The following is a 23,399-nucleotide window of genomic DNA, read 5'->3' as shown; positions in this document are numbered from 1 at the left end:
TCCATTTTCGGCCTGGATCCAGGGACTAGATCCCTGCCGGATACCTCGTGAATCCGAGGAACGATCATGATCAGGACGGGTTCAGCGGTGACACCAAGCCGACCTGTCCGCCAGGCGGCAACGCCGTGCCGGATCTGTGTAAGAAGGCCTCGTGCGGTTCCGGCAACGGCCAGGCGGCGGCGTACGGACCACCCCGGACGTAGGAAGGTTCAGAGATGGTCGCGGGCTCGTGCGCTCTGGTACAAGCAGATCGCTGCCGCGGAGGCTACGTTGAGGCTCTCGGCGTGACCGGGCATCGGGATGCGGATTCCGGCGGTGGCGAGTTCGACGACTTCGGCGGGCAGTCCGTGGGCTTCCGGACCGAACAGCCACGCCGTGGGGACCGACAAATCCACCTCGTCGAGGCTGACCTGGCCGTCGAGCACCGTCGCCAGGACCTGAAGGCCGGAATCCCTGAGCCGGGCGACGGCACCTGCCGCGTCCGGCGCGCTGATCACCGGGACCGAGAAGATGCTGCCCGCCGAGGCGCGCAGGCACTTGCCGTTGTAGGGGTCGACGCTGTCGCCGGCGAGCACCACCGCGTCGGCGCCCATCGCGTCAGCGACGCGGATCAGTGTGCCCGCGTTGCCCGGCTCAGAGATGCCGACCGGCACCGCGACCAGTGTGGGGTCGGCGGCCAGCACATCGTCGAGGCTGGTTTCCGGCATCGAACAAACCGCGACCAGGCCGACCGGAGTGACGGTGTCGGACAAGGCTTTTGCGGCCTTGTCCGACACCAGGTGCACCGGCGCGCTTCCCAGCAGCGCGGTGAATCGCTCCGCGGCGGTCTCGGTGGCGAAAACCTCGTGAACGAGACCGCGCCGCATCGCTGCCTCGACGAGGTTGGGACCTTCGGCGAGGAAACGTGCGGCGCGGCGGCGCCCGGTGTGGCGGTGCAGTTTGACTGCCGCCACCACCCGGGCAGAACGCTCGGTGAGGGTCAGGCAGCCTCGCCCGACGGAGCGTTGACATCCTCTGGCAGCGCGGCCTTGGCGACCTCGACCAGCGCGGTGAAGGCGGCCGGATCGCTGACGGCGATCTCGGCGAGGTTCTTCCGGTCGACCTCGACACCAGCGGCCTTGAGGCCCTGGATCAGCCGGTTGTAGGTGATGTCGTTGGCGCGGGCGGCGGCGTTGATGCGCGAGATCCACAACTTGCGGAACTCGCCCTTGCGTGCGCGACGGTCACGGTAGGCGTAGGTCAGCGAGTGCAGCTGCTGTTCCTTGGCCTTGCGGTACAGCCGGGACCGCTGTCCGCGGTAGCCCTTCGAGGCCTTCAGTACGGTGCGCCGCTTCTTCTGCGCGTTGAGTGCGCGCTTCACGCGTGCCATGGGGGTCTTCCTATCTCGGTGGGGTCAGATTCAGGCTTCAGTCGGCTGCGGCTCTAGCCGTTGAGCATCTTCGCGATGCGTTTGGCGTCGCTGGGCGACACCGTGGTGCGGCCGTCGAGCCGACGCGTGCGCTTGGACGGCTTGTGCTCAAGAAGGTGCCTGCGGTTGGCCTTCTGACGGACGATCTTGCCGGTTCCGGTACGACGGAACCGCTTCGAAGCGCCGCTGTGGGTCTTCGCCTTGGGCATGTTTCCTCAGTTCTTCGGTGTGTCGGTGGGTGCTTCGCCGGACTGCGCGTCGCCGCGCCGCGCCGACGGGGTGTCGGCATCCTGCGCCGCCTTGGCGCGAGTCTTCGCACCGCGGTGCGGCGCCAGCACCATCGTCATGTTGCGGCCGTCCTGCTTGGCGGACGTCTCGATGAAGCCGTAATCGGCGACATCGGCGCCCAAGCGCTGCAGGAGCCGGAAACCCAGTTCGGGCCGCGACTGCTCGCGTCCGCGGAACATGATCGTCACCTTGACCTTGGACCCGGCTTCCAGGAAGCGGATGACGTGACCCTTCTTGGTCTCGTAGTCATGCGGGTCGATCTTGGGACGCAGCTTCTGTTCCTTGACGACGGTCTGCTGCTGGTTCTTGCGAGACTCGCGCGCCTTCTGGGCCGTCTCGTACTTGAACTTGCCGTAGTCCATGATCTTGCACACCGGCGGCTTGGCGTCCGGGGCTACTTCGACAAGGTCGAGATCGGCATCCGCGGCGACGCGGAGTGCATCTTCGATGCGCACGATGCCTACCTGTTCACCGCCCGGTCCGATCAGGCGGACTTCAGGTACGCGGATGCGCTCGTTGACGCGGGTCTCAGTGCTGATGGGGCCTCCCTGGATAGTTCCTGCTGTCCTCGCGGAACCCCATCACCGCCGGCTGCTGTTCCCGAGAAACAGACAAGCCCTGCTCGAAGCAGGGCCCAAAGCCGACCAGGACAGACATCGTCGATGCCTGTGACCGGACCGCGTAGCCTTCGGATAGCCCGTGGCCGGCGGTGGGAGTTGGGACTCCACTTGCTGTCCCTGGCGTCAGCCGGGACGGTCGCGCATGCCAGTCTAGCAGGCATGACCGATAGCTCTGACATCCCCGAATCCGACGGCGTCGAAGACCTCGCCGGATCGGCCGAGGTGCGCGAACTGGCGACCATACCCGCGGTCGAGGTGATCACCCGCGCGGCCGTGATGCTGATGAGTGCCGCCGCCGAGAAGCTCGGGCTGTCGGACGCCGACCCCGAACAGAGCCCGTACCTCGACCTCGACGAGGCTCGCCGCCTCATCACCGCGCTTGCCGGGCTGGTCACCGCTTCGGCGGAGTACCTCGGCCCGCACGCCGGCCCGGTCCGCGACGGGTTGAAGACGCTGCAGCTGGCGTTCCGTGAGGCCAGCGCCGCACCCGACGAGCCGGGACGCGGTCCGGGCGAGAAATACACCGGCCCGGTCTGGTAGCACCGCCGGACATCCCCGCAAGTCACAGGTCGAGCGAATATCCTCGCGCCCTATGACCCCAACCAGCCTCGTCCGGGCACATCCGACGTCCAGTCACCGCTGGGTGCCCGCAGCGGCCGGCTGGATCGTGGGTGTGATCGCGACGTTGTCGCTGGTGGCCAGCATCTCACCGTTGGTCCGGTCGCTGATCCGGGTGCCGCGCGAGTGGGTCAACGACTACATCTTCAACTTTCCCGACACCAGTTTCGCCTGGGCGTTCGTGCTGGCTCTGTTGGCCGCCGCGCTGGCCGCGCGCAAACGCATCGCGTGGTGGATCCTCGTCGGCTACATGGTCGCGGCGGCCGGCTGGAACATTGCCGGTCTCGCCGACGGAGGTGAGCGCTGGTTCCAGGAAGTCGGCGAGATCATCGGCCTGGGCTTCCATCTGGCCGCGACCGCGTTCCTGCTGCTGGCCCGCAAGGAGTTCTGGGCGAGGGTCCGTCGCGGCGCACTGCTCAAGGCGGCCGCCACGCTGGTTGCCGGCATGGCCGTCGGCACGCTCGTCGGCTGGGGGTTGCTTGAGCTGTTCCCGGGATCTCTGGCCCGCCCGGACCGGTTCTGGTACGCGCTGAACCGCGTCACCGCGTTCGCCGGCGCCGACGCCGATTCGTTCAGCGGGCATCCGCACGTGTTCGTCAACGCGCTGCTCGGTCTCTTCGGAGCGGTGGCCCTGATGGTGACGGCCATCGTGCTGTTCCAGTCGCAGCGCGCCGAGAACGCGCTCACCGGCGAGGACGAGTCGGCGATCCGCGGCCTGCTGGAGCTGTACGGCAAGAACGACTCGCTGGGTTATTTCGCCACCAGGCGCGACAAGGCGGTCGTCTTCGCCCCGAGTGGACGCGCCGCGATCACCTACCGGGTCGAGGTCGGTGTGTGCCTGGCCAGTGGGGACCCGGTGGGTGATCCGAAGGCCTGGCCGCAGGCCATCGCGGCGTGGCTGAAGCTCTGCCAGACCTACGGCTGGGCCCCCGGCGTGATGGGGGCGAGCTCGGCGGCGGCGCAGGCGTTCCGGGATGCCGGGCTCAGCGCACTCCAACTCGGGGACGAGGCGATCCTGCATCCGGAGAACTTCCGGCTGTCGGGCCCCGACATGCGGGCGGTCCGCCAGGCCGTCACCCGCGCACGGCGTTCCGGGGCCACCGTCCGGATCCGCAGGCACCGGGAGTTGTCCGCTGACGAGATGAACGCGGCGATCGAACGCGCCGACGCCTGGCGGGACACCGAGGACGAACGGGGCTTCTCCATGGCGCTGGGACGGCTCGGTGATCCGGCTGACGGGGACTGCCTGCTCGTCGAGGCGGTCCAGGGCGGTCAGGTCGTCGCGATGCTGTCCCTGGTCCCGTGGGGCGGCAACGGGGTGTCGCTGGACCTGATGCGCCGTTCCCCGCACTCCCCCAACGGCACCATCGAGCTGATGGTCAGCGAACTGTGCATGCAGTCCGAGGACATCGGCGTCACCCGGATCTCGTTGAATTTCGCGATGTTCCGCTCCGCGTTCGAGCAGGGCGCACAGTTGGGCGCCGGTCCGGTGGCGCGACTGTGGCGCTGGCTGCTGGTGTTCTTCTCGCGCTGGTGGCAGCTGGAGACGCTGTACCGGTCCAATATGAAGTACCAGCCCGAGTGGGTGCCGCGATACGCATGCTACGAGGACGCCCGGCTGGTGCCCCGCGTCGGGGTGGCGTCGGTGATCGCCGAAGGCTTTCTGGTGCTTCCCTTTTCGCGGCGCCACGACCAACCGCACACCGGCCACCACATCGCCGCGCCGGACCCGCTGATGGCCACCGGCCTGTTGCACAGCGACGGCACGGCACCCGACGGGATCGGCCTGCAGGCCGCTCCGGCCGACGAGGAGCAGCCCAGGTTGCCCGAGCAGGTGCGGGTCCGGATGGCCAAACTCAAGGCCCTGCAGGCCCAGGGCGTGGACGCCTATCCCGTGGGCAACCCGCCGAGCCACACCGTCACCGACGCCTTGGCGGCCGCGAGCAGCGCCGAAGTCACCGTGGCGGGCCGGGTGCTGCGGCTGCGTGACTATGGCGGTGTGTTGTTCGCCCAGCTGCGTGACTGGTCCGGCGAAATCCAGCTGGTACTGGACAATTCACAGCTCACAGACGGCACCACCGCCGACTTCACCCGCACCATCGACCTCGGCGACCTGATCGAGGTCACCGGGACGATGGGCCACAGCCGGTCAGGCACCTGGTCGCTGCTGGCGACGGCCTGGCGGCTGACCGGCAAGTGCCTGCGTCCACTGCCCGACAAGTGGAAGGGGCTCACCGATCAAGAGGCCCGGGTGCGGGCCCGTTACGTCGACCTCGCCGTCAACACCGAAGCCCGGGATCTGATCCGGGCGCGCAGCGGGGTGTTGCACGCGATCCGGGAAACCTTGGTGGACAAGGGCTTTCTGGAGGTCGAGACGCCGATCCTGCAGCAGATACACGGCGGCGCGAATGCACGGCCGTTCCTGACCCATATCAACGCCTACGACCTCGACCTATATCTGCGGATCGCACCGGAGCTTTACCTGAAGCGGTTGTGCGTCGGCGGTGTCGAGCGGGTGTTCGAGCTCGGCCGGGCGTTCCGCAACGAGGGTGTCGACTTCAGCCACAATCCCGAGTTCACGTTGCTGGAGGCCTATCAGGCGCACGCCGACTACCAGGTGTGGATCGACGGTTGCCGGGAGCTGATCCAGAACGCCGCGCAGGCGGCCAACGGCGCGCACGTGTTCATGCGGCCCCGCGAGGACGGTGTGCTCGAACCCGTGGATATCTCCGGGCAGTGGGCGGTCAAGACGGTGCACGGCGCGGTGTCGGAGGCGCTCGGTGAACAGATCGGCCCCGATACCGACCTGGCGACGCTGCGGCGGCTGTGTGACCGGGCGGGGATCCCGTACCTGACGCACTGGGACGCCGGTGCGGTGGTCCTGGAGATGTATGAGCACCTGGTCGAGGATCAGACCCGGGAACCGACGTTCTACAAGGATTTCCCGACGTCGGTCTCGCCGCTGACCCGTCCACACCGAAGCATCCCGGGGGTGGCCGAGCGGTGGGATCTGGTGGCCTACGGCGTCGAGCTGGGCACCGCCTACAGCGAGCTGACCGATCCGGTGGAGCAACGCCGGCGGTTGCAGGAGCAGTCGCTGCTCGCCGCGGGCGGGGACCCGGAGGCGATGGAACTCGACGAGGATTTCCTTCAGGCGATGGAGTACGCGATGCCGCCGACAGGGGGCCTCGGCATGGGTGTGGACCGCGTCGTCATGCTCATCACCGGGCGCAGCATCCGCGAGACGCTGCCGTTCCCGCTGGCCAAGCCGCGGTAGCCCGGCCGTCGCACCGAACCGCGTTGGCAGGAGGATCACAGCTCAACTACAGCCACGCCGGTCAATCTGGATGTCGTGACGTTGATGCACGGTTGGTTGCCGGTGGCGGTGCAGACCCTGACGCTCGTCGCCGTGATCACCGCGGTCGGGTGGCGGAGCCGACGGTGGCGCATGGTGTGGGTGCCGTGGTCGGCGCTGATCGGGGCGGTGCTCGCGTTCGCGGTGTACTGCTATATCAGGTCGGCCGGGGTCGCCGACGACACCAATCCGGCACCGCGCACCTTCTGGGTATGGATCGCGTTGTCCGGCTTCACTTTCGGTGTGTTGGTGGCGGGCTGGCGCGGGGCGGGGTGGTGGCGCCGGGGCGCGGCCGCGCTGGCCCTGCCGCTGTGCGTGCTCTCCACGGCGTTGGTGTTGAACCTGTGGGTGGGCTACTTCCCCACCGTGCAGACCGCATGGAACCAGCTCACCGCGGAACCGTTGCCCGACCAGACCGACCAGGTCACGGTCGCGGCGATGGCGAGCCGGCACCATGTCCCGATCAAAGGCAGTGTCGTCGCCGTCGACATCCCAGGCAGCGCATCGGCTTTCAAGCATCGGCAGGAGTTCGTCTACCTGCCTCCCGCATGGTTTGCCACTGATCCTGCCCCGGCGCTGCCGCCAGTGATGATGATCGGCGGCGAGTTCAACACCCCGGCCGACTGGATGCGCGCCGGCGGCGCGGTCAAGACGCTCGACGACTTCGCCGCCGCGCACGGCGGTGACGCACCGGTGGTCGTGTTCGTCGATCCGGGCGGGACGTTCAACAACGACACCGAATGCGTCAACGGCACCCGCGGCAACGCCGCCGACCACCTCGTCGGCGATGTCGTGCCGTACGTCAAGTCCAGGTTCGGTGTCGGCGCGAACTGGGGTGTCGTCGGATGGTCGATGGGCGGCACCTGCGCAGTCGATCTGGCCGTCATGCACCCCGACGTGTTCGGCACGTTCGTCGACATCGCCGGTGACGCCGCACCCAACGCCGGCACCCAGGCCGAGACGATCGACCGTCTCTTCGGGGGCGACGCCGCCGCGTACGCGGAGTTCGATCCGGCGGCGGTGATCACCCGGCACGGCCCCTACCGCGGCGTGGCCGGCTGGTTCGACGTCAACGACGCCGTCGGCGTGGCCGGGGATCCGAAACCCAATGCCCAGGCGGTGGCCGCAAATTCGCTGTGCGCGCTCGGTCACTCGGCGGGGATCGGCTGTGCGGTGGTGAGTCAGCCGGGAAATCACGACTGGCCGTTCGCCTCGACGGCGTTCACCGCCGCGCTGCCCTGGCTCGCGGGCAGGATCGGAACCCCGTCGGCGCCGCAAGTGGACCTGCCCGGGACAGTCCGCGGGTAGCGTGGGGACCATGCCGGACATTCCCAGCGGCGAACCCGAAACGGGTTACACCTCGGACGGGGTGCCGACCTTCGATTCCGTTCGCGAAAAGATCGAGACGCGGTATGCGACCTCGATCGGCTCTGCCGAACTCGCCTCGGAGACGCCGGAGGGACGCGCCGTCGAGGATCAGTACGACGCGCGCCAGCGCGCGGCCGCCGAGCGGCTCGCCCAGATCCGGGAATCGATGGCGCCGGAGCCGGACGAGAAGTAGCCGCGCTCTCATCAAGGTGTCGGCCCCTGGCGGTACCGTTCGACCTCGATGCGGTCTATCACACTCGACGAGCGGCGCGCCCGGCTCGCCGTCCGTCATCTGCTGGTCCCCCAACCGGACGCGCCGGCGACGGCCGAGGCGGTTACCGGCCGGCTGGTCGGGCTGCACGCCACCGACCCGGCCACTCCTCACCTGTCGCTGTGGAGCAGGGTGCCCGGATACCGCGTCGCCCATCTGAACGCCGCACTCTACGAACAGCGCTCGCTGATCAAGCACCTCGCGATGCGCCGGACGCTGTGGGTGATCCGTCCGGACGACCTGCCGGCCGTGCAATCGGCAGCCGGCGTGCGCGTCGCCGGCAACGAAGCCCGCCGACTGGCTCTCGACGTCGAGAAGGCGGGCGTGGCAGACGACGGCCGGCAATGGCTCGAGACCGCCTGTGCGGCGGTGATTCGGTATCTGCACGAGGCCGGACCGTGCACGGCGCGGCAGCTACGGGAAGCACTTCCCGAGCTGACCGGAACTCACAACCCCGCCCCGGGCAAGGCGTACGGCGGGGAAGGCCACCTGGCACCGCGGGTGCTGACCGTGCTCTCCGCGCGGGGCGACATCGTGCGCGGCCCCAACGACGGCGGCTGGACCACCTCGCGGCCCCGGTGGGTTCAGGCCCGGCAGTGGCTGGCCCCGACCGAACCGATGCTGCCCGAGCGGGCGCGGGCCCGGTCAAGTCCAGGGGCGTGGTGTACGACGCCTGTCGTGTGATTCCTCGAGTTAATGGTTCAGGCGGTCAGTGCCGCGGGGGTGGCCTCCTGTCCGGTCGGGGTGTCGTTGACGGCGCGTGATTTGCTCAGGACGTCGAGGCCGAGGTAGCGCCGGGATTCAGCCCATTCGTCGTGTTGTTCGGCCAGCACGGCGCCGACGAGGCGGATCAGGGCGTTGCGGTCGGGGAAGATACCCACGACGTCGGTGCGGCGGCGGATCTCTTTGTTGAGCCGTTCCTGGGGATTGTTGCTCCAGATCTGGCGCCAGATCTGCTTGGGGAACGCGGTGAACGCGAGTAGGTCTGGCCGGGCTGCCTCCAAGTGATCAGCGACCTTGGGCAGTTTGTCGGCGAGCGCGTCGATGGTCCGGTCATATTGTGCAGCAACGGATTCCGCGTCAGGTTGATCGAACACCGAATGCAGCAGCGTGCGTACCCAGGGCCAGGACGCCTTCGGTGTGACGCTCATCAGATTCGTCGTGTAGTGCGTGCGGCAGCGCTGCCAGGCCGCACCGGGCAGAGTGGCTCCGATCGCGGCCACCAGCCCGGCGTGGGCGTCACTGGTAACCAGCTTCACCCCAGACAGCCCGCGGGCGGTCAGCGACCGCCAGAACGTCAGCCAGCCCGCGCCGTCCTCGGCGGTGGTGACGTCGATGCCGAGGATTTCACGGTAGCCCTCGGCGTTGACCCCGACGGCGATCAGGGCGTGCACGTTGACCACCCGGCCCTGCTCGCGGACCTTGAGGACCAGGGCGTCGGCGGCGACGAACGTGTACGGGCCGGCGTCCAGCGGTCGGGTGCGAAACGCCTCCACGGCGACGTCGAGTTCCTTGGCCATCACCGACACCTGCGACTTCGACAACGACGTGATGCCGAGAGTTTCGACGAGCTTGTCCATCCGCCGCGTCGAAACCCCGAGCAGGTAGCAGGTCGCCACCACCGTGGTCAGCGCCCGCTCGGCGCGTTTGCGGCGTTCCAGCAGCCAGTCCGGGAAGTACGAGCCCTGCCGCAGCTTCGGGATTGCGAGATTCAATGTTCCCGCGCGGGTGTCGAACTGGCGGTGCCGATAGCCGTTGCGGGAATTGGTGCGCTCGGTGCTGCGCTCGCCGTAGCCGGCGCCGCACAGGGCGTCGGCCTCTGCACCCATCAGGGTGTGGATAAACGTGGCCAGCAGCTCACGCAGCACGTCAGGGTGCGCTGTGGTGAGTCGTTCGGCAAGCACCGCGGGCAGGTCGATATTGTGGGCAGTGGTCATCGCGTCGATTCCTTTGCTCGAGTGACTTTGACGGGTCTCTCGAAGAATCACGCGATGACCCTCAATCATTCGGCAACGACACGCCGGTACCGCTGATCAGGTCCGACTCGTACACCACTCTGCTGGACGCAACCCGCGGGCCGCACTCGTCCGCCGATGGTTGTACGCCTTCGGACCTGCCACCGTCACCGACGTCAAGTGGTGGTTCGGCACCACCCTCGGCTGGGCCCGGCAGGCCCTGGCCGACCTCGACGCCGTCGAGGTCGACCTGGACGGTGTGCCTGGATACGTCCTGCCAGGAGACGACGAACCTGTCGCCACCGCGGCCCCCTGGTGTGCGCTGTTGCCCGCACTGGACGTCACGACGATGGGATGGGCGGAACGCGCCTGGTATCTCGGGCCGCACCGTGACAGCGTGTTCGACCGCAACGGCAACGGCGGCCCCACAGTGTGGGTGGACGGGCGCATTGTCGGTGCGTGGCGCCAAGACGCGGACGGGCGGGTACAGCTGGTGCTGCTCGAAGACGTGGGAAGCCAAGTACGCAAAGCACTTTCAGACCGTGCCGATGCGCTGACGGAATGGCTGAGCGGGGTGCGGGTGAATCCGCGGTTCCCGTCCCCCGCGAGCAAGGGTCACGCGGGCTCAGACAGCGTCCGCTGAAGCAGGATGGTGTCCAGCCATCTGCCGTGTTTGAACCCGACCGCCGACAACCGTCCGGCCTCGGTGAAGCCGCGCCGGCGGTGGAGGGTCAGCGACGCATGCGCATCAGCGTCCACGATGACGGCGATCACCTGCCGGATCCCGGCTGCCGCGCAGTCGTCGAGGAGCCTGTCCAGCATGGCTCCGCCGACACCTCGACCCGCCGCGGCGGGCGCGACGTAGACGGAGTCCTCGACCGTGAAGCGGTAGGCACGGCGGGTCTTCCATGGTGCGCAGTAGGCGAAACCGAGCACCTCACCGTCCGCGACGGCGGCAACGTAGGGCAGGCCGGCGCCGGTCACCGCCGCCATGCGGCGCGCCAGGTCGTCCGGTTTCGGTGGATCCATTTCGAACGTCGCCACGCCCGTTTCCACGTAGTGGGTGTAGATCGCGCCGATGGCTTCCACGTCGCCCGGCCCCGCGGGCCGGATGGTCACAGCGCTGGGCACGGTCAGGCGCTGACCTTGCTCCGGTTGCGCGACTTCGGCTTCGGCTTCAGCGTGGGACGAGCCACCCCGAGCGTCTCGGCCAGGAAATGCCCCGTATAACTGTCCGGATTGGCGGCCACATCCTCGGGCGTGCCGGTGGCGACCACGGTGCCGCCACCCGAACCACCTTCGGGCCCCATGTCGACGACCCAGTCGGAGGTCTTGATCACGTCGAGATTGTGCTCGATGACGATCACTGTGTTGCCCTTGTCCACCAGGCCGTTGATCACCTTCAAGAGCTTGCGGATGTCCTCGAAGTGCAGCCCCGTGGTCGGCTCGTCGAGGATGTAGATAGTCCGGCCGGTGGAACGTTTCTGCAGTTCGGAGGCGAGCTTCACGCGCTGGGCTTCGCCACCAGACAGCGTGGGCGCGGGTTGGCCCAGCCGGACATACCCCAGCCCGACGTCGACCAGCGTGTTGAGGTACCTGTGAATCGAACTGATCGGCGCGAAGAACTCGGCCGCCTCCTCGATCGACATGTCCAGCACCTCGGCGATGGTCTTGCCCTTGTAGTGCACCTCCAGGGTCTCGCGGTTATAGCGAGCGCCCTGGCACACCTCGCAGGGGACGTACACGTCGGGCAGGAAGTTCATCTCGATCTTGATGGTGCCGTCGCCCGAGCATGCCTCACAGCGGCCACCCTTGACGTTGAACGAGAACCGGCCCGGCTGGTACCCGCGGACCTTGGCTTCGGTGGTCGCGGCGAACAGGGTGCGGATCTTGTCGAACACCCCGGTGTAGGTCGCCGGGTTGGAGCGCGGGGTCCGCCCGATCGGAGACTGGTCGACGCGGACGAGCTTGTCGAGGTGGTCGAGTCCGTTGATACGGGTGTGCCGGCCCGGCACCAGCCGGGCGCCGTTGAGCTTGTTGGCCAGTACCGAGGCCAGGATGTCGTTGACCAGCGTGGACTTGCCCGATCCGGACACCCCCGTCACCGAGGTGAGCACTCCGAGTGGGAAGGCCACGTCGATGTCGCGCAGATTGTGTTCGCGCGCCCCGACGACGGTGAGCTGGCGCTTCTTGTCGACCACCCGGCGCAGCTCCGGCACCTCGATCTGTTCCTTGCCCGACAGGTAGGCACCGGTGATCGAATCCGGATTCTTCAGTAGGTCCTCGTAGGGCCCGCTGTGCACGATCTGACCGCCGTGCTCGCCGGCCGCGGGCCCGATGTCGACCACCCAGTCGGCGTGGGCGATGGTGTCGAGGTCATGCTCCACCACGATCAGGGTGTTGCCCAGGTCGCGCAGCCGGACCAGAGTGTCGATCAGCCTGCGGTTGTCGCGCTGATGCAGACCGATCGAAGGCTCGTCGAGCACGTAGAGCACGCCGACCAGGCCTGACCCGATCTGGGTGGCCAGCCGGATGCGCTGTGCCTCCCCGCCCGAAAGCGTGCCCGCCGCGCGCGACAGCGACAGATAGTCCAGCCCGACGTCGAGCAGGAACCCGAGCCGGGACTGGATCTCCTTGAGCACCTGACCGGCGATCGCGGCTTCTCGGCGCCCCAGGGTCAGCGCGTTGAGGAACTCCGCGCACTCGGCGATCGACAGCTCGGCGACCTCGGCGATGGACTTCGGGCCGAACTTCCCGGCGGTCATCGTCACCGCGAGGATCTCCGGTTTGAGGCGGGTGCCGTTGCACTCCGGGCACGGCACGTCACGCATGAAACCCTCGAGCCGTTCCTTGGTTTGCTCGGAGTCGGTCTGCTCCATGCGGCGGTGCAGGAACGCCATCACGCCTTCGAAGTCGGCGTAGTACGACCGGGTGCGTCCGTAGCGGTTCTTGTACCGGACGTGCACCTGTTCGTCGCAGCCCTCCAGGATTGCCCGGCGCGCCTTGGCCGGCAGCTTCTTCCAGGGGGTGTTGACGTCGAACCCAAGTTGGTCGCCCAAACCGGACAGCATCCGGGTGAAGTACTCGGCGGTGTTGCCCATCGACCAAGGCGCGATCGCCCCCTCGGCCAGGGTCAGGTCGGGATCGGGCACCACGAGGTCAGGGTCGACCTCCTTGCGGATGCCGAGGCCCAGGCATTCTGGGCATGCGCCGTAGGGCGAGTTGAACGAGAACGACCGGGGCTCGAGATCGTCGACGGCCAGCGGGTGTCCGTTCGGGCAGGCCAGCTTCTCCGAGAAGCGCTGCTCGCGGTGCGGGTGATCGTCGTCGCGGTCGACGAACTCCAGCACGACGATGCCGTCTGCGAGGTTCAGCGCGGTCTCCACCGAGTCGGTCAGGCGCTGCTTGGCGCTCGCCTTGACCGTCAGTCGGTCCACCACCACTTCGATGTCGTGTTTTTCCTGCTTCTTCAGCTTCGGTGGCTCGCTCAGCGGATAGACCACCCCGTCGACCCGCACCCTGCTGTAGCCCTGCGTGTTGAGCTTGTCGAACAGGTCCACGAACTCGCCCTTGCGGGTGCGCACCACCGGCGCGAGCACCTGGAACCGGAGTCCCTCGTCCATCGCGAGGACCTGGTCGACGATCTGCTGCGGGGTCTGCTTGGCGATCCGCTCGCCACACACCGGGCAGTGCGGGGTGCCCGCGCGGGCATACAGCAGGCGCAGGTAGTCGTACACCTCGGTGATGGTGCCGACCGTCGAACGCGGGTTGCGGTTGGTGGACTTCTGGTCGATCGACACCGCCGGGGAGAGACCCTCGATGAAGTCGACATCGGGTTTGTCCATCTGCCCGAGGAACTGGCGGGCGTACGCCGACAGCGATTCGACGTAGCGCCGCTGGCCCTCGGCGAAGATCGTGTCGAAGGCCAGCGACGACTTGCCCGACCCCGACAGCCCGGTGAACACGATCATGGCGTCGCGCGGCAGGTCGAGGTCGACTCCGCGCAGATTGTGCTCCCGGGCACCCTTGACAACTAGGCGGTCAGCCACCGATGCCCCTTCTGATACTCAAATGTCTCTCGGCCCTGTTTCGTGCGTGGGCGCAGTACAGAACCATGCTAGGTCTGACCACCGACAAGCCTTCTGCGACGGTGCCGCCGCCGCATTCTGCGACGGTGCCGCCGCCGCCCGGAGAGCACGAAGTAACGTGAGTGCCCATGACAGTCGTCGACGACAACTACACGGGCCACGTCGAGCCCCAGCGAGCGGCGCGACGCACACTTCCGGGCGCGTCGATCATCAAGGTGTCGGTGGGCCCTATGGACAACAACGCCTACCTGATCACCTGTTCCCAGACCGGTGAGACGTTACTCATCGATGCCGCCAACGACGCGGGCATCCTGCTCGAGCTCATCGACAAGCACGCCCCGACGCTGTCGCTGATCGTCACCAGCCATCAGCACCAGGACCACTGGCTGGCGTTGAAGGACATTGTGGACAGCACCGACGCTCCGACGGCGGCGCACAGCCTGGACGCCGGTCCGCTTCCGGTGAAGCCGGACCGACTGCTGTCCGGCGGCGACACCCTCAGCGTTGGGCAATTGAACTTCGACGTCATCCATCTGCGCGGCCACACACCCGGATCGGTGGCTCTGGCGCTGAGCGGGCCGGCCACCGACGGCAGGGTGCACCTGTTCACCGGTGACTGCCTGTTCCCCGGCGGTGTCGGCAAGACCTGGAAGGAAGGCGACTTCGAACAGCTTCTCGGCGATGTCACCGAGCGCGTGTTCGACGTCTTCGGTGATCAGACCGTGGTGTATCCAGGACACGGCGACGACACGACGCTCGGGACCGAACGCCCCCGTCTGGGCGAATGGCGCGAGCGCGGTTGGTGACCGCGGTATCGAGAAGAAGGTTCAGGAAGGGATCATGAGCAGCGATCAGTTCAGCAAGGCCCAACGGGGGGCCGGGTTCATTGCCGCACTCGACCAGAGCGGTGGCAGCACGCCCAAGGCGCTCAAGCTCTACGGCATCGCCGAGGACGCATACTCCGGTGACGCCGCGATGTTCGATCTGGTGCACCAGATGCGGACCCGCATCATCACCAGCCCGAGCTTCGACGGTGACCGGATCCTCGGGGCCATCCTTTTCGAGGACACCATGGACCGGCAGATCGAAGGCCGCGACACCGCCGACTACCTGTGGAACGTCAAGCAGATCGTCCCCTTCCTGAAGGTCGACAAGGGCCTGGCTGAGGAGAAGGACGGCGCTCAGGTGATGAAGCCGATCCCCGGCCTTGACGATCTGCTCGCCCGAGCCCGCGACAAGGGTGTTTTCGGCACCAAGATGCGGTCGGTGATCAAGCTCCCGGGCGCAGGCCTGGAGGAGGTCGTCAAGCAGCAGTTCGAGATCGGACGGCAGATCCTGGCCGCCGGCCTGGTGCCGATCATCGAGCCGGAGGTGGACATCCACAGCCCCGAGAAGGGCAAGGCCGAGGAACAGCTGAAGGCCGCGATCCTCAAGGAGCTCGACGGCCTGGGCGATGATCAGGCCGTCATGCTGAAGCTGACGTTGCCGGACGTCGACAATCTCTACCGCGAGCTCGTCGAGCACCCGAAGGTGCTGCGCGTCGTCGCGCTGTCGGGCGGCTACAACCGGGATCAGGCCTGCGACAAGCTCGCAGCCAACCAGGGCGTCATCGCCAGCTTCTCCCGTGCGCTGACCGAGGGGCTGACCGCCCAGCAGAGCGACGACGAGTTCAACGCCGCGCTGGACGCCGCCATCACCGCGATCGCCAAGGCGTCGAACACCTGATCTGCGACATGAAAAGAACCCTGGGCCGGCGGTGCCGGCCCAGGGTTCTTTCTCGTTAGTTCCAGATCAGTCGTTCGTTCCAGGTCAGGAGGTGTGCACGATCAGCACGTCGCTCTTGGATCGTCGCGCCACGTTGGCCGGAACGGATCCGAGCAGTCGGCCCGCGATCGTGCTCAGGCCCACGTTGCCGACGACCAGCAGGTCGGCCTTGACCTCCTCGGCGAGATCGACGAGCGCGTCCACCGGCGCTCCCACGATCGCCTTCTCTTCGATGTCCTGCGCACCGGCGGCCTTGGCCCGGTCGCGGGCCTCCCGCAGGATCGCGTAGATCGGAGCGTTGCCGGACATCTTGTAGCCCTCGTCCTTGAGCACGTCCGCGGCGCGCGCGTCCTCGTTCTGAGGGAAGTAGGCGGTCGCGACAATGAGCTTCGCGTTCGCCCCGGCAGCGATCTGACCGGCGCGGTCCACGGCACGCAGCGACGAATCAGATCCGTCCGTACCAACCACCACCGTTTGATAGGCGCTCATCCATATCCTCCCAGGGTCAGTTGCAACGCCACCCGAGACAGTAGCCTGCTGGCAGGCGAACCTGGGTGCGAATCACCACACAACGATGGCAGTTGCCCGGTTTTCATTCCATCACATGCAGGCAACGTCACTCGACGCACGTGACGTGACGCCCGGTACACGACGAGCAATCACACAGTGCGCCACCACGAGAATTGCCGTGCCTCACCATTGCTCGCGGTTCCGCTTCGGCCCGACCTCCTGCAGTGCGGGTTCGCCGCCCGGTGGCGCACCGGCCGACCACGCGGTGCCCTCGCAGACCAGGTCACGCGGGACCGGCAGGGTGGCGGGCAACAGCGGCAACGCAGGAACCGCGTCGCCCAACGGCACGGGCGGCAGACCCAGAGGCGCCGCCGGCACCGGTGCCGCCGCGGGCACCGGGACGACCGGGACGACGGGACCGGGCGCCGCCGGGGGTACCGACGCCGCATGCAGCACCGGCGCCGATTCGGCGGGCACCACAGCGTCGGCGGCCGGCGCCGCCGCAACCGGCGCGGGTATTGCCGGTGGCACTGCTGGTTCGGCGGATGCCGATACCGGAGCGGGTGCCTCTACGGCCGGAAGTGGCGCTGCAGCAACAGGTTCGACGACCGCCGGCGCCGAAGCCACCGGCAGGGCTGCCGCCGGCTCAGGCGCGGGCGCCACCGCGGCCAACTCCACCGGCGCCGCGAGCGGTACCGGTGGGGCACCGGCAGTCACCACCGGCGGCCCCGCCGGCGGGACGACTACCGGAATCGGCGGTGCCGCAACGGGAACCGCGGGCACGACGGGGACGGACGCGGCCGCGGGGGGCGCAGGCACCGCCGCGGCGTGAATGACGGCAGCGGCCTCCACCGGAGGTGGCAGCGGACCCGGTGCCGCGAGCGCTGCGACACCGTGCACGACATCGGCGACGGGAATGGCCGGCATCGCCGGCGGCTCCTCGGGGACAACATTGCCCAGCGCGTTGGCGGCGGTGTCGAGGGTCTCGGGAACGCTGGGCGGTTCGGCGGCCAACTGCTGCACCATCTCCAGGCACGGGACGCCGGGGCTGGGTTCGGCGGCAGCGGGTGCGCAGTAGATGGCCGGCCATATGACGCTGAGTGCGAGCGCAGCGACGCCGATGCGGTCGACCATGGGTGACATCGTCTTTCCTCGTGCTTCCAACGGTGCCCCCACCCGTAGTGAAAACCTAGCGGGAATCACGATCAATTGACGGATCGGTTACCGAACCGATACCGCTCAGACCTCGCATGGTGACCCGACGATCTACGCAGACCAGAACCGTTGCAAATCCGGCAAATTCGCTCACGAATCCCGGCCGAGAACCCGATTCGTGACGAAAGTCGCCGCCTCGTTCACCATTCCGTTCCACGGATACGACCAGTGGGCAAACATGTTGTTACCACGAGAGCAGTACGGGTCTCCGTCGGCGCACAGGTCGATCGTCATGTGCGCGTACTGCGGGCTGATCTCGGTCAGCGGCCCGAGCATGGCCTGGTCCCGAGACGGGTTGGCGAACACCGCAACCGCGACCACGTGGTTGACCATCGCGTCGGGAAGTGGTGCGGGGGTGAAGAACCAGATCTTGCGGTTACCGATGGTGATCAGGTCGATGACCCCGGCACCCTGCGACATCCCCCCGAGGACGATCTTGGTCTGGGGACACATGCCGGCCACGTACTGCACGTGCTTGTTGGCATCCACCGCGCCGGCCGATGTCGACTTCGAGAAGTTCCAGCTCGCCGGATAATTGACCGCGTAGGCCGAGACCTTCTTCCCGAGCAGCTTCTTCTTCACGGCATCGACGAACGCCCTCCCGACCGGGCCGAAACCCTGCTTGTCACTCGTGCCGCGGGCGAAAACGATCTCGACATCAGGGCATGACACAGCCCCAGCAACAGGAGCAGCCGCGGTGGAGACCGACAGCGCCGAGGCCGTCACCACCGCAACACACAGCGATCGGACCACCTGGCATGCGCGCACGCGACAACGCTGACACACTTCTAGCAAAGTTGAACTACACGGCAACGCAACGGTGATCCAATAGATGCCGTTCCGTGCTGCAACAAAATGTGCATTGCCGTCAGCATGCGGATAATCGCGCCACCCAGCTCAGTGGCTGGATCCGAGCTCGACCAGCAGCACCCCGACAGCGATGAGTACGATCCCGCCCATCATCCGCCGGTTCAGCGGCTCATCGAACAGCAATCTCGACGCCAGCGCCGTCAACGCCACCCCGGCCGCTGCCCAGATGCCGTAGGCGACACCGAGGGGCATCCCGTGGCGCAGCGAGAACCACAGCAGCGTGAAGGCCAGCACATACCCGACGGCCACGATCGCGTAGAACGACGACCGCCCTCTGGCGGCGACCCGCAACGCGAGCGTCCCGGTGACCTCGCTGGCGATGGCTGCGATCAGGAAGAGGTACTGCATCATTGCGCCTCATGCCGGGAGCCGGTCTCGACCAGCACCACGCCGCCGATGATGCACAGCAGGCCGACACCCATGACCGCCGTGAGTGCCTCGCCGAAGAGCACCGCGGACAGCACCGCGGTCAACGCCACACCTGCGGCGCCCCAGATCGCGTACGCCACACCGAGTCCCATCCCCCGTTTGAGGACAATCGCCAGAAAGACGAAGGACGCGAGGTAGCCGAGCGCAACGACGATGTAGAGCGCCGGTGCGGTGGCCGACCCTTTGAGCGACAGCGTCGCCGCGACCTCACTGCCGATGGCCAGTCCCAGGTACAGCCATGTCATCAGGCCTTCTCCCCCAGCAACTCAAGCGCCAGCGAAAGCACCTGCGGCCGTTCGTGTTCAGCGAGCGGGAAGGTGGCGGACGAATCGGACAGCCACGCACCGTCGGCGAGCATCCTCGCCGCATGCAGGCGGGCGCGCTCCTGCGGCGGCAGACCGGACGGGACGTGCACCCAAGGGTGAAAACGCTCGGTCCAGCGGGCGAGCATGCGGTCGGCCGTCTTCGGGTCGCTGAGCATCACCAGGTCCGACCGCCGATGCCGGGTCAGCAGCGCCCACCGCAGGTAGGCGCTCAGGCGTTGCCGCGGCGACGCCGCGTCGAGTGGAACGTCGAGGCAATGGGCCAATTGCCGCTCCTGGGAGTCCACGATGTGGTCGACCAACGCCTCCATCAGCGCGGACTTCGTCGGAAAGTGGTACAGCAGTCCCGGCTTGGTCAGCCCGCACGCCTGCGCCACGGAGTCGAAGGAAACCGGGGTGCCGGCGTCGAGCAGGTCGCGGGCGGTGTCGAGGATGCTCGTCAGCGACGATGGGCGCCCGCGGACCGGAGGGGTCGAAGTCACCGGTTTACTTTACCGTCCGGTTGGTAAAGTAAACCGGCGGGTGACCACGGATACTTCATGCGAGCGAGTGACGGGATTCGAACCCGTGTAAACGGCTTTGCAGGCCGGTGCCTAGCCACTCAGCCACACCCGCACTGAATACGAGTGTCGCAGTGCGCTGTCGGTGCGGGAACAGTTCGGATCAGCGTGATCGTGAGCGACTACTGAAGGTCGAAGCCACCGTCGCGCCGGCGGCGAGCATGGCGAAGACGCCGAACAACCACCGCGCCGCGGCAGCGTCGCCCGCGCTCGCCAGATTGGCAATGACTCCGGCCAGCGCCGCACCGAACGCCGCCGAGATCACCTGCACGGTGTTGATCGCCGCCGCGGCCGCGGGCCCCTCGGCCGGATCGTCCACCTTGCTCATCGCCCACGCCGACAGATGCGGCCACGCCATACCCACCCCCGCCCGCTGATCATCAGACCCACTGCCCAGATCGCGACCAGCACCGGCCCGGTGTCGCCGCGTTGGATCACCGCGCAGATCATCAGTCCGGCGGCCATCACCAGCGGTGCGACCGCGACCGTGCGCCGGATCGTGCGCTGCCCCGTCAGCGAAGCGCTGGCGATCTCGCTCGCCGTCCACCCGATCGCAAGTCCGGCGCCCAGGAATCCGGCCGCCACCGGTGTCAGATGCGCGAGCCGCTGACCGAACAGCGGCACATACATGTCGACCATCGTCGCGGCCATCAGCGCGCCGAGCGTCAGGTAGATCCATTTCAGCGGTCCCGGCTTGAAAGCACTGGGCGGCAACACCGAAGCACCGGCCCGCTTGTCGATGACGACGAACACAACCACCAGGCCGACACCGACGGCCACCAACGCCACGGTGAGCCGCGGATCGTCCGCGACCCCGGCAACGCTGACCGACAGCGCGGCCGCACCGAGCAGCATCAGCGACTGCAGCGGCGCGCGGAAGGGCTGCCGAGCGGCCGCGGCGATGCCGGAACGCGATGGCAGGGCCAGCGGCACCAGCGCCGACATCACGGTGGTCAGCACCACCAGAACACCGAAAGCCCAACGCCATGAAGCATATTGGGCGAACAAGCCGCCGGCGGCCGGCCCGGCCAGCGTGCCCACCCCCCACATCGCCGATACGAGTGCCGACGCTTTGGTCCACAGCGCGCGCGGCAACACCGTGTTGATCACCGCGTACCCGAGGCCGGCCAGCAGGCCGCCCGCGGCGCCCTGCACGGTGCGTCCGACGAGCAGCCACTCCATGGCCGGCGCGGCAGCGCATCCGAGGCTGCCGAGCCCGAACACGGTCAGGCCCAGCAGGTAGGCCGACCGCGGCCCCACACGCATCAGCACCGGATGCACGGTGGCCGCCGCCATCACCGACCCGACCAGGTACACCGTCGTCACCCACGCGTAGAACCGGTAACCGCCGATGTCGGCCACCGCACTGGGCATCAGGCTGATGGTCAGGAACTCATTGGTGGCGTACAACGCAACACCACCGGCGAGCACCGTCGAGGCACCGAGGTTCTTGGGGCCGAGCAGTTCACGCCAGCTGTTTGCGGCCACGGTTTCGGTCTCGGTCACGGTCTCGACCGTAGGACCTCAACAGCGGTTGAGATCAAGTCATTTGAGACCCGCGGCGTCCATGCCACGGAGTTCCTTCTTCAGGTCGGCGATCTCGTCACGGATGCGGGCCGCCAACTCGAACTGCAGGTCTCGTGCCGCGGCCATCATCTGCGCGGTCAGATCCTTGATCAGGTCGGCGAGCTCGGCGCGCGGCATGTTGGAGGTGTCGCGGCCCTCGATCACCCCGGCGCTCACCGCACGGCCCGGTTCACCGGGCGCGCGCCGGCCCCGTGACGCGTTGCGGCCGGAGCCACCGACCTCCACCGCCTCGGTATCGTCGGCCTCCCGGTACACCTGGTCAAGGATGTCGGCGATCTTCTTGCGCAACGGCTTCGGATCGATGCCGTGCTCGGTGTTGTAGGCGATCTGCTTGGCGCGGCGGCGCTCGGTCTCGTCGATGGCCTGCTTCATCGAATCGGTCACCTTGTCGGCGTACATGTGCACCTCGCCGGAGACATTTCGCGCCGCACGACCGATGGTCTGGATCAGGCTGCGCGGCGACCGCAGGAACCCCTCCTTGTCGGCATCGAGGATCGCCACCAGGGACACCTCCGGCAGGTCGAGACCCTCTCGCAACAGGTTGATGCCGACCAGCACGTCGTACTCACCGAGGCGCAGCTGACGCAGCAGCTCCACCCGACGCAGGGTGTCGACCTCCGAGTGCAGGTAGCGAACGCGGATCCCCATCTCCAGCAGATAGTCCGTCAGGTCCTCGGCCATCTTCTTGGTCAGTGTCGTCACGAGCACGCGCTCGTCACGTTCGGTCCGCTTGCGGATCTCACCGATCAGGTCGTCGATCTGGCCCTTGGTCGGCTTGACGATGACCTGGGGGTCGACCAACCCGGTCGGACGGATGACCTGCTCGACGAACTCACCGTCGGCCTGGCTGAGCTCGTAGGAACCGGGCGTCGCCGACAGGTACACGGTCTGACCGATCCGGTCGGCGAACTCCTCCCAGGTCAGCGGACGGTTGTCCACCGCCGACGGCAGCCGGAATCCGAAGTCCACGAGGTTGCGCTTGCGGGACATGTCGCCCTCGTACATGCCGCCGATCTGCGGCACGGTCACATGGGACTCGTCGATGACGAGGAGGAAGTCCTCGGGGAAGTAGTCGATCAACGTGGCGGGCGCGGTGCCCGGACCGCGGCCGTCAATGTGCCGCGAGTAGTTCTCGATGCCCGAACAAAAGCCGACCTGGCGCATCATCTCGACGTCGTAATTGGTGCGCATCCGCAGCCGCTGGGCCTCCAGCAGCTTGCCCTGCCCCTCCAGCTCGGCCAGGCGCTCCTCGAGTTCCTGTTCGATGCTTGCGATGGCCTGGGCCATGCGCTCGGGTCCGGCGACGTAGTGGGTGGCCGGGAAGATCCGCAGCGAGTCGACCTTGCGGATGATGTCGCCGGTGAGCGGGTGCAGGTAGTACAGCTCTTCGATCTCGTCGCCGAAAAACTCGATGCGCACCGCGAGCTCTTCGTAGGACGGGATGATCTCGACGGTGTCGCCCCGGACCCGGAAGGTACCGCGGGTGAACGCCATGTCGTTGCGGGTGTACTGCACGTCGACCAGCAGCCGCAGCAGGTCGTCGCGCGGCACCTCGTCGCCGACCTTGAGCTCGACCGAGCGGTCCAGATAGGACTGCGGGGTGCCCAGACCGTAGATGCACGAGACCGACGCGACCACCACCACGTCGCGGCGGGACAGCAGGTTCGACGTCGCCGAGTGGCGTAGGCGCTCCACGTCGTCGTTGATCGAGCTGTCCTTCTCGATGTAGGTGTCGGTCTGCGCGATGTACGCCTCGGGTTGGTAGTAGTCGTAGTAGGAGACGAAGTACTCGACGGCGTTGTTGGGCAGCATCTCCCGCAACTCGTTGGCCAGCTGCGCGGCCAGCGTCTTGTTCGGCGCCATCACCAGGGTGGGACGCTGAAGCCGTTCGATGAGCCAGGCGGTGGTCGCCGACTTACCGGTGCCGGTGGCGCCCAGCAGCACCACGTCCTTCTCCCCCGCCCGGATGCGGCGTTCCAGCTCGTCGATGGCGGCGGGCTGATCGCCGGCGGGCTCGTATTCGCTGACCACCTCGAAGCGCCTGCCGGTGCGGACGATCTCGTCCACGGGGCGGTACTCCGAGTGCGCAAGCACTGGGTGTTCGGTCGCAAAAGCCATTTCACCAGGGTAGAACCTGATACCGACACGTTCTGTTCCTGCAGCACGCGAC

General features: G+C 67.5%; 20 protein-coding genes, 1 tRNA gene and 3 pseudogenes. 8 read left to right on the top strand and 16 right to left on the bottom strand.

Features of this window, described 5'->3' with window-relative positions:
* Window positions 1-209: 209 nt before the first annotated feature.
* Genes KXD97_RS21990 through infC form a run of 4 tightly spaced genes read right to left on the bottom strand, consistent with a single transcriptional unit; the run spans window position 210 to window position 2,235 of the window.
* On the bottom strand, window positions 210-956 hold the full coding sequence (locus tag KXD97_RS21990) for an RNA methyltransferase (RefSeq protein WP_260752392.1): 747 nt from the start codon (window positions 954-956) through the stop codon (window positions 210-212).
* 23 nt (window positions 957-979) lie between these two features.
* The gene (rplT, locus tag KXD97_RS21985) at window positions 980-1,369 is read right to left on the bottom strand and encodes a 50S ribosomal protein L20 (RefSeq protein WP_011780528.1); all 390 of its coding nucleotides are present in this window, start codon (window positions 1,367-1,369) and stop codon (window positions 980-982) included.
* 53 nt (window positions 1,370-1,422) lie between these two features.
* On the bottom strand, window positions 1,423-1,617 hold the full coding sequence (rpmI, locus tag KXD97_RS21980; protein ID WP_260752385.1) for a 50S ribosomal protein L35: 195 nt from the start codon (window positions 1,615-1,617) through the stop codon (window positions 1,423-1,425).
* Window positions 1,618-1,623: 6 nt separating this feature from the next.
* Window positions 1,624-2,235 carry a translation initiation factor IF-3 gene (infC, locus tag KXD97_RS21975; protein WP_260758105.1) on the bottom strand — a complete coding sequence of 204 codons (612 nt, stop codon included), beginning with the start codon at window positions 2,233-2,235 and terminating at the stop codon, window positions 1,624-1,626.
* Window positions 2,236-2,475: 240 nt separating this feature from the next.
* Between infC and KXD97_RS21970 the strand changes: the two genes are divergently transcribed.
* From KXD97_RS21970 to KXD97_RS21950, 5 genes and pseudogenes are all read left to right on the top strand, one after another.
* The gene (locus KXD97_RS21970; RefSeq protein WP_260752384.1) at window positions 2,476-2,856 is read left to right on the top strand and encodes a DUF1844 domain-containing protein; all 381 of its coding nucleotides are present in this window, start codon (window positions 2,476-2,478) and stop codon (window positions 2,854-2,856) included.
* Between the two features lie 52 nt (window positions 2,857-2,908).
* Complete coding sequence (lysX, locus tag KXD97_RS21965; protein ID WP_260752383.1) at window positions 2,909-6,211, top strand: bifunctional lysylphosphatidylglycerol synthetase/lysine--tRNA ligase LysX; 3,303 nt, start codon at window positions 2,909-2,911, stop codon at window positions 6,209-6,211.
* An 84-nt stretch (window positions 6,212-6,295) separates the two neighbouring features.
* Entirely contained in the window at window positions 6,296-7,597 is a 1,302-nt protein-coding gene (locus KXD97_RS21960) for an alpha/beta hydrolase family protein (protein ID WP_260758104.1), read from the top strand.
* A gap of 10 nt (window positions 7,598-7,607) precedes the next feature.
* Window positions 7,608-7,850, top strand: coding sequence for a PspA/IM30 family protein (locus KXD97_RS21955; RefSeq protein WP_260752379.1), 243 nt, complete (start codon window positions 7,608-7,610; stop codon window positions 7,848-7,850).
* Window positions 7,851-7,898: 48 nt separating this feature from the next.
* Window positions 7,899-8,570: pseudogene (locus KXD97_RS21950) on the top strand (DNA glycosylase AlkZ-like family protein); the annotation flags it as partial.
* 59 nt (window positions 8,571-8,629) lie between these two features.
* On the opposite strand, the gene KXD97_RS21945 reads toward KXD97_RS21950, so the two are convergent.
* A complete protein-coding gene (locus tag KXD97_RS21945) occupies window positions 8,630-9,865 on the bottom strand; it encodes an IS256 family transposase (protein ID WP_260752375.1) in 1,236 nt (411 codons plus the stop codon).
* A 136-nt stretch (window positions 9,866-10,001) separates the two neighbouring features.
* Here KXD97_RS21945 and KXD97_RS21940 point away from each other — a divergent pair.
* A pseudogene (locus KXD97_RS21940) lies at window positions 10,002-10,526 on the top strand (DNA glycosylase AlkZ-like family protein); the annotation flags it as partial.
* Here the strand turns inward: KXD97_RS21940 and KXD97_RS21935 are convergent.
* Together KXD97_RS21935 and uvrA are read right to left on the bottom strand one after the other, a co-directional pair.
* On the bottom strand, window positions 10,499-11,014 hold the full coding sequence (locus KXD97_RS21935; RefSeq protein ID WP_260752371.1) for a GNAT family N-acetyltransferase: 516 nt from the start codon (window positions 11,012-11,014) through the stop codon (window positions 10,499-10,501). The pseudogene KXD97_RS21940 and the gene KXD97_RS21935 sit on opposite strands and share 28 nt — an antisense overlap.
* A 2-nt stretch (window positions 11,015-11,016) precedes the next feature.
* Window positions 11,017-13,932, bottom strand: coding sequence for an excinuclease ABC subunit UvrA (uvrA, locus tag KXD97_RS21930; RefSeq protein WP_260752370.1), 2,916 nt, complete (start codon window positions 13,930-13,932; stop codon window positions 11,017-11,019).
* A gap of 167 nt (window positions 13,933-14,099) precedes the next feature.
* Here uvrA and KXD97_RS21925 point away from each other — a divergent pair, with 167 nt between their 5' ends.
* Window positions 14,100-14,777, top strand: coding sequence for an MBL fold metallo-hydrolase (locus KXD97_RS21925; protein ID WP_260752368.1), 678 nt, complete (start codon window positions 14,100-14,102; stop codon window positions 14,775-14,777).
* Between the two features lie 34 nt (window positions 14,778-14,811).
* Window positions 14,812-15,696, top strand: a complete 885-nt coding sequence (locus tag KXD97_RS21920; protein ID WP_260752367.1) for a fructose bisphosphate aldolase — start codon at window positions 14,812-14,814, stop codon at window positions 15,694-15,696.
* Window positions 15,697-15,780: 84 nt separating this feature from the next.
* Here the strand turns inward: KXD97_RS21920 and KXD97_RS21915 are convergent, their stop codons facing one another.
* The 9 genes and pseudogenes from KXD97_RS21915 to uvrB all read right to left on the bottom strand — a co-directional run bounded on the left by KXD97_RS21915 (window position 15,781) and on the right by uvrB (window position 23,347).
* Window positions 15,781-16,224: a universal stress protein gene (locus tag KXD97_RS21915; RefSeq protein WP_260752366.1), complete on the bottom strand. Its 444-nt coding sequence runs from the start codon at window positions 16,222-16,224 to the stop codon at window positions 15,781-15,783.
* A 204-nt stretch (window positions 16,225-16,428) separates the two neighbouring features.
* Window positions 16,429-17,388 (bottom strand): hypothetical protein, encoded by a 960-nt coding sequence (locus KXD97_RS33175; protein WP_313901320.1) that lies wholly within the window; start codon window positions 17,386-17,388, stop codon window positions 16,429-16,431.
* A gap of 162 nt (window positions 17,389-17,550) precedes the next feature.
* Window positions 17,551-18,228, bottom strand: a complete 678-nt coding sequence (locus KXD97_RS21900) for a cutinase family protein (RefSeq protein WP_260752362.1) — start codon at window positions 18,226-18,228, stop codon at window positions 17,551-17,553.
* A gap of 129 nt (window positions 18,229-18,357) precedes the next feature.
* Window positions 18,358-18,678 carry a multidrug efflux SMR transporter gene (locus KXD97_RS21895; RefSeq protein WP_260752361.1) on the bottom strand — a complete coding sequence of 107 codons (321 nt, stop codon included), beginning with the start codon at window positions 18,676-18,678 and terminating at the stop codon, window positions 18,358-18,360.
* On the bottom strand, window positions 18,678-19,004 hold the full coding sequence (locus KXD97_RS21890) for a multidrug efflux SMR transporter (protein WP_260752360.1): 327 nt from the start codon (window positions 19,002-19,004) through the stop codon (window positions 18,678-18,680). Before KXD97_RS21890 ends, KXD97_RS21895 begins: the two co-directional genes overlap by 1 nt.
* The gene (locus KXD97_RS21885) at window positions 19,004-19,564 is read right to left on the bottom strand and encodes a TetR/AcrR family transcriptional regulator (protein ID WP_260752351.1); all 561 of its coding nucleotides are present in this window, start codon (window positions 19,562-19,564) and stop codon (window positions 19,004-19,006) included. Before KXD97_RS21885 ends, KXD97_RS21890 begins: the two co-directional genes overlap by 1 nt.
* A 62-nt stretch (window positions 19,565-19,626) precedes the next feature.
* Window positions 19,627-19,697, bottom strand: a tRNA-Cys gene (locus tag KXD97_RS21880).
* 48 nt (window positions 19,698-19,745) lie between these two features.
* Window positions 19,746-21,148: pseudogene (locus KXD97_RS21875) on the bottom strand (MFS transporter).
* A 39-nt stretch (window positions 21,149-21,187) separates the two neighbouring features.
* Complete coding sequence (uvrB, locus tag KXD97_RS21870) at window positions 21,188-23,347, bottom strand: excinuclease ABC subunit UvrB (RefSeq protein WP_260752348.1); 2,160 nt, start codon at window positions 23,345-23,347, stop codon at window positions 21,188-21,190.
* Window positions 23,348-23,399 lie beyond the last annotated feature (52 nt).

Source organism: Mycobacterium sp. SMC-8 (assembly GCF_025263565.1).
Taxonomy (GTDB): Bacteria; Actinomycetota; Actinomycetes; order Mycobacteriales; family Mycobacteriaceae; genus Mycobacterium.
This window is presented reverse-complemented; position numbering and strand designations above follow the sequence as displayed.

Bases quoted from the DNA above. Each gene is read 5' to 3' on its own strand.
- KXD97_RS21970 (WP_260752384.1), top strand. From the start codon at position 2,476: ATGACCGATAGCTCTGACATCCCCGAATCCGACGGCGTCGAAGACCTC.
- uvrB (WP_260752348.1), bottom strand. From the start codon at position 23,347: ATGGCTTTTGCGACCGAACACCCAGTGCTTGCGCACTCGGAGTACCGC.
- rplT (WP_011780528.1), bottom strand. From the start codon at position 1,369: ATGGCACGCGTGAAGCGCGCACTCAACGCGCAGAAGAAGCGGCGCACC.
- KXD97_RS33175 (WP_313901320.1), bottom strand. From the start codon at position 17,388: ATGTCACCCATGGTCGACCGCATCGGCGTCGCTGCGCTCGCACTCAGC.
- lysX (WP_260752383.1), top strand. From the start codon at position 2,909: ATGACCCCAACCAGCCTCGTCCGGGCACATCCGACGTCCAGTCACCGC.
- KXD97_RS21895 (WP_260752361.1), bottom strand. From the start codon at position 18,678: ATGCAGTACCTCTTCCTGATCGCAGCCATCGCCAGCGAGGTCACCGGG.
- KXD97_RS21920 (WP_260752367.1), top strand. From the start codon at position 14,812: ATGAGCAGCGATCAGTTCAGCAAGGCCCAACGGGGGGCCGGGTTCATT.
- KXD97_RS21945 (WP_260752375.1), bottom strand. From the start codon at position 9,865: ATGACCACTGCCCACAATATCGACCTGCCCGCGGTGCTTGCCGAACGA.
- rpmI (WP_260752385.1), bottom strand. From the start codon at position 1,617: ATGCCCAAGGCGAAGACCCACAGCGGCGCTTCGAAGCGGTTCCGTCGT.
- KXD97_RS21925 (WP_260752368.1), top strand. From the start codon at position 14,100: ATGACAGTCGTCGACGACAACTACACGGGCCACGTCGAGCCCCAGCGA.
- KXD97_RS21915 (WP_260752366.1), bottom strand. From the start codon at position 16,224: ATGAGCGCCTATCAAACGGTGGTGGTTGGTACGGACGGATCTGATTCG.
- KXD97_RS21890 (WP_260752360.1), bottom strand. From the start codon at position 19,004: ATGACATGGCTGTACCTGGGACTGGCCATCGGCAGTGAGGTCGCGGCG.
- KXD97_RS21960 (WP_260758104.1), top strand. From the start codon at position 6,296: ATGCACGGTTGGTTGCCGGTGGCGGTGCAGACCCTGACGCTCGTCGCC.
- KXD97_RS21955 (WP_260752379.1), top strand. From the start codon at position 7,608: ATGCCGGACATTCCCAGCGGCGAACCCGAAACGGGTTACACCTCGGAC.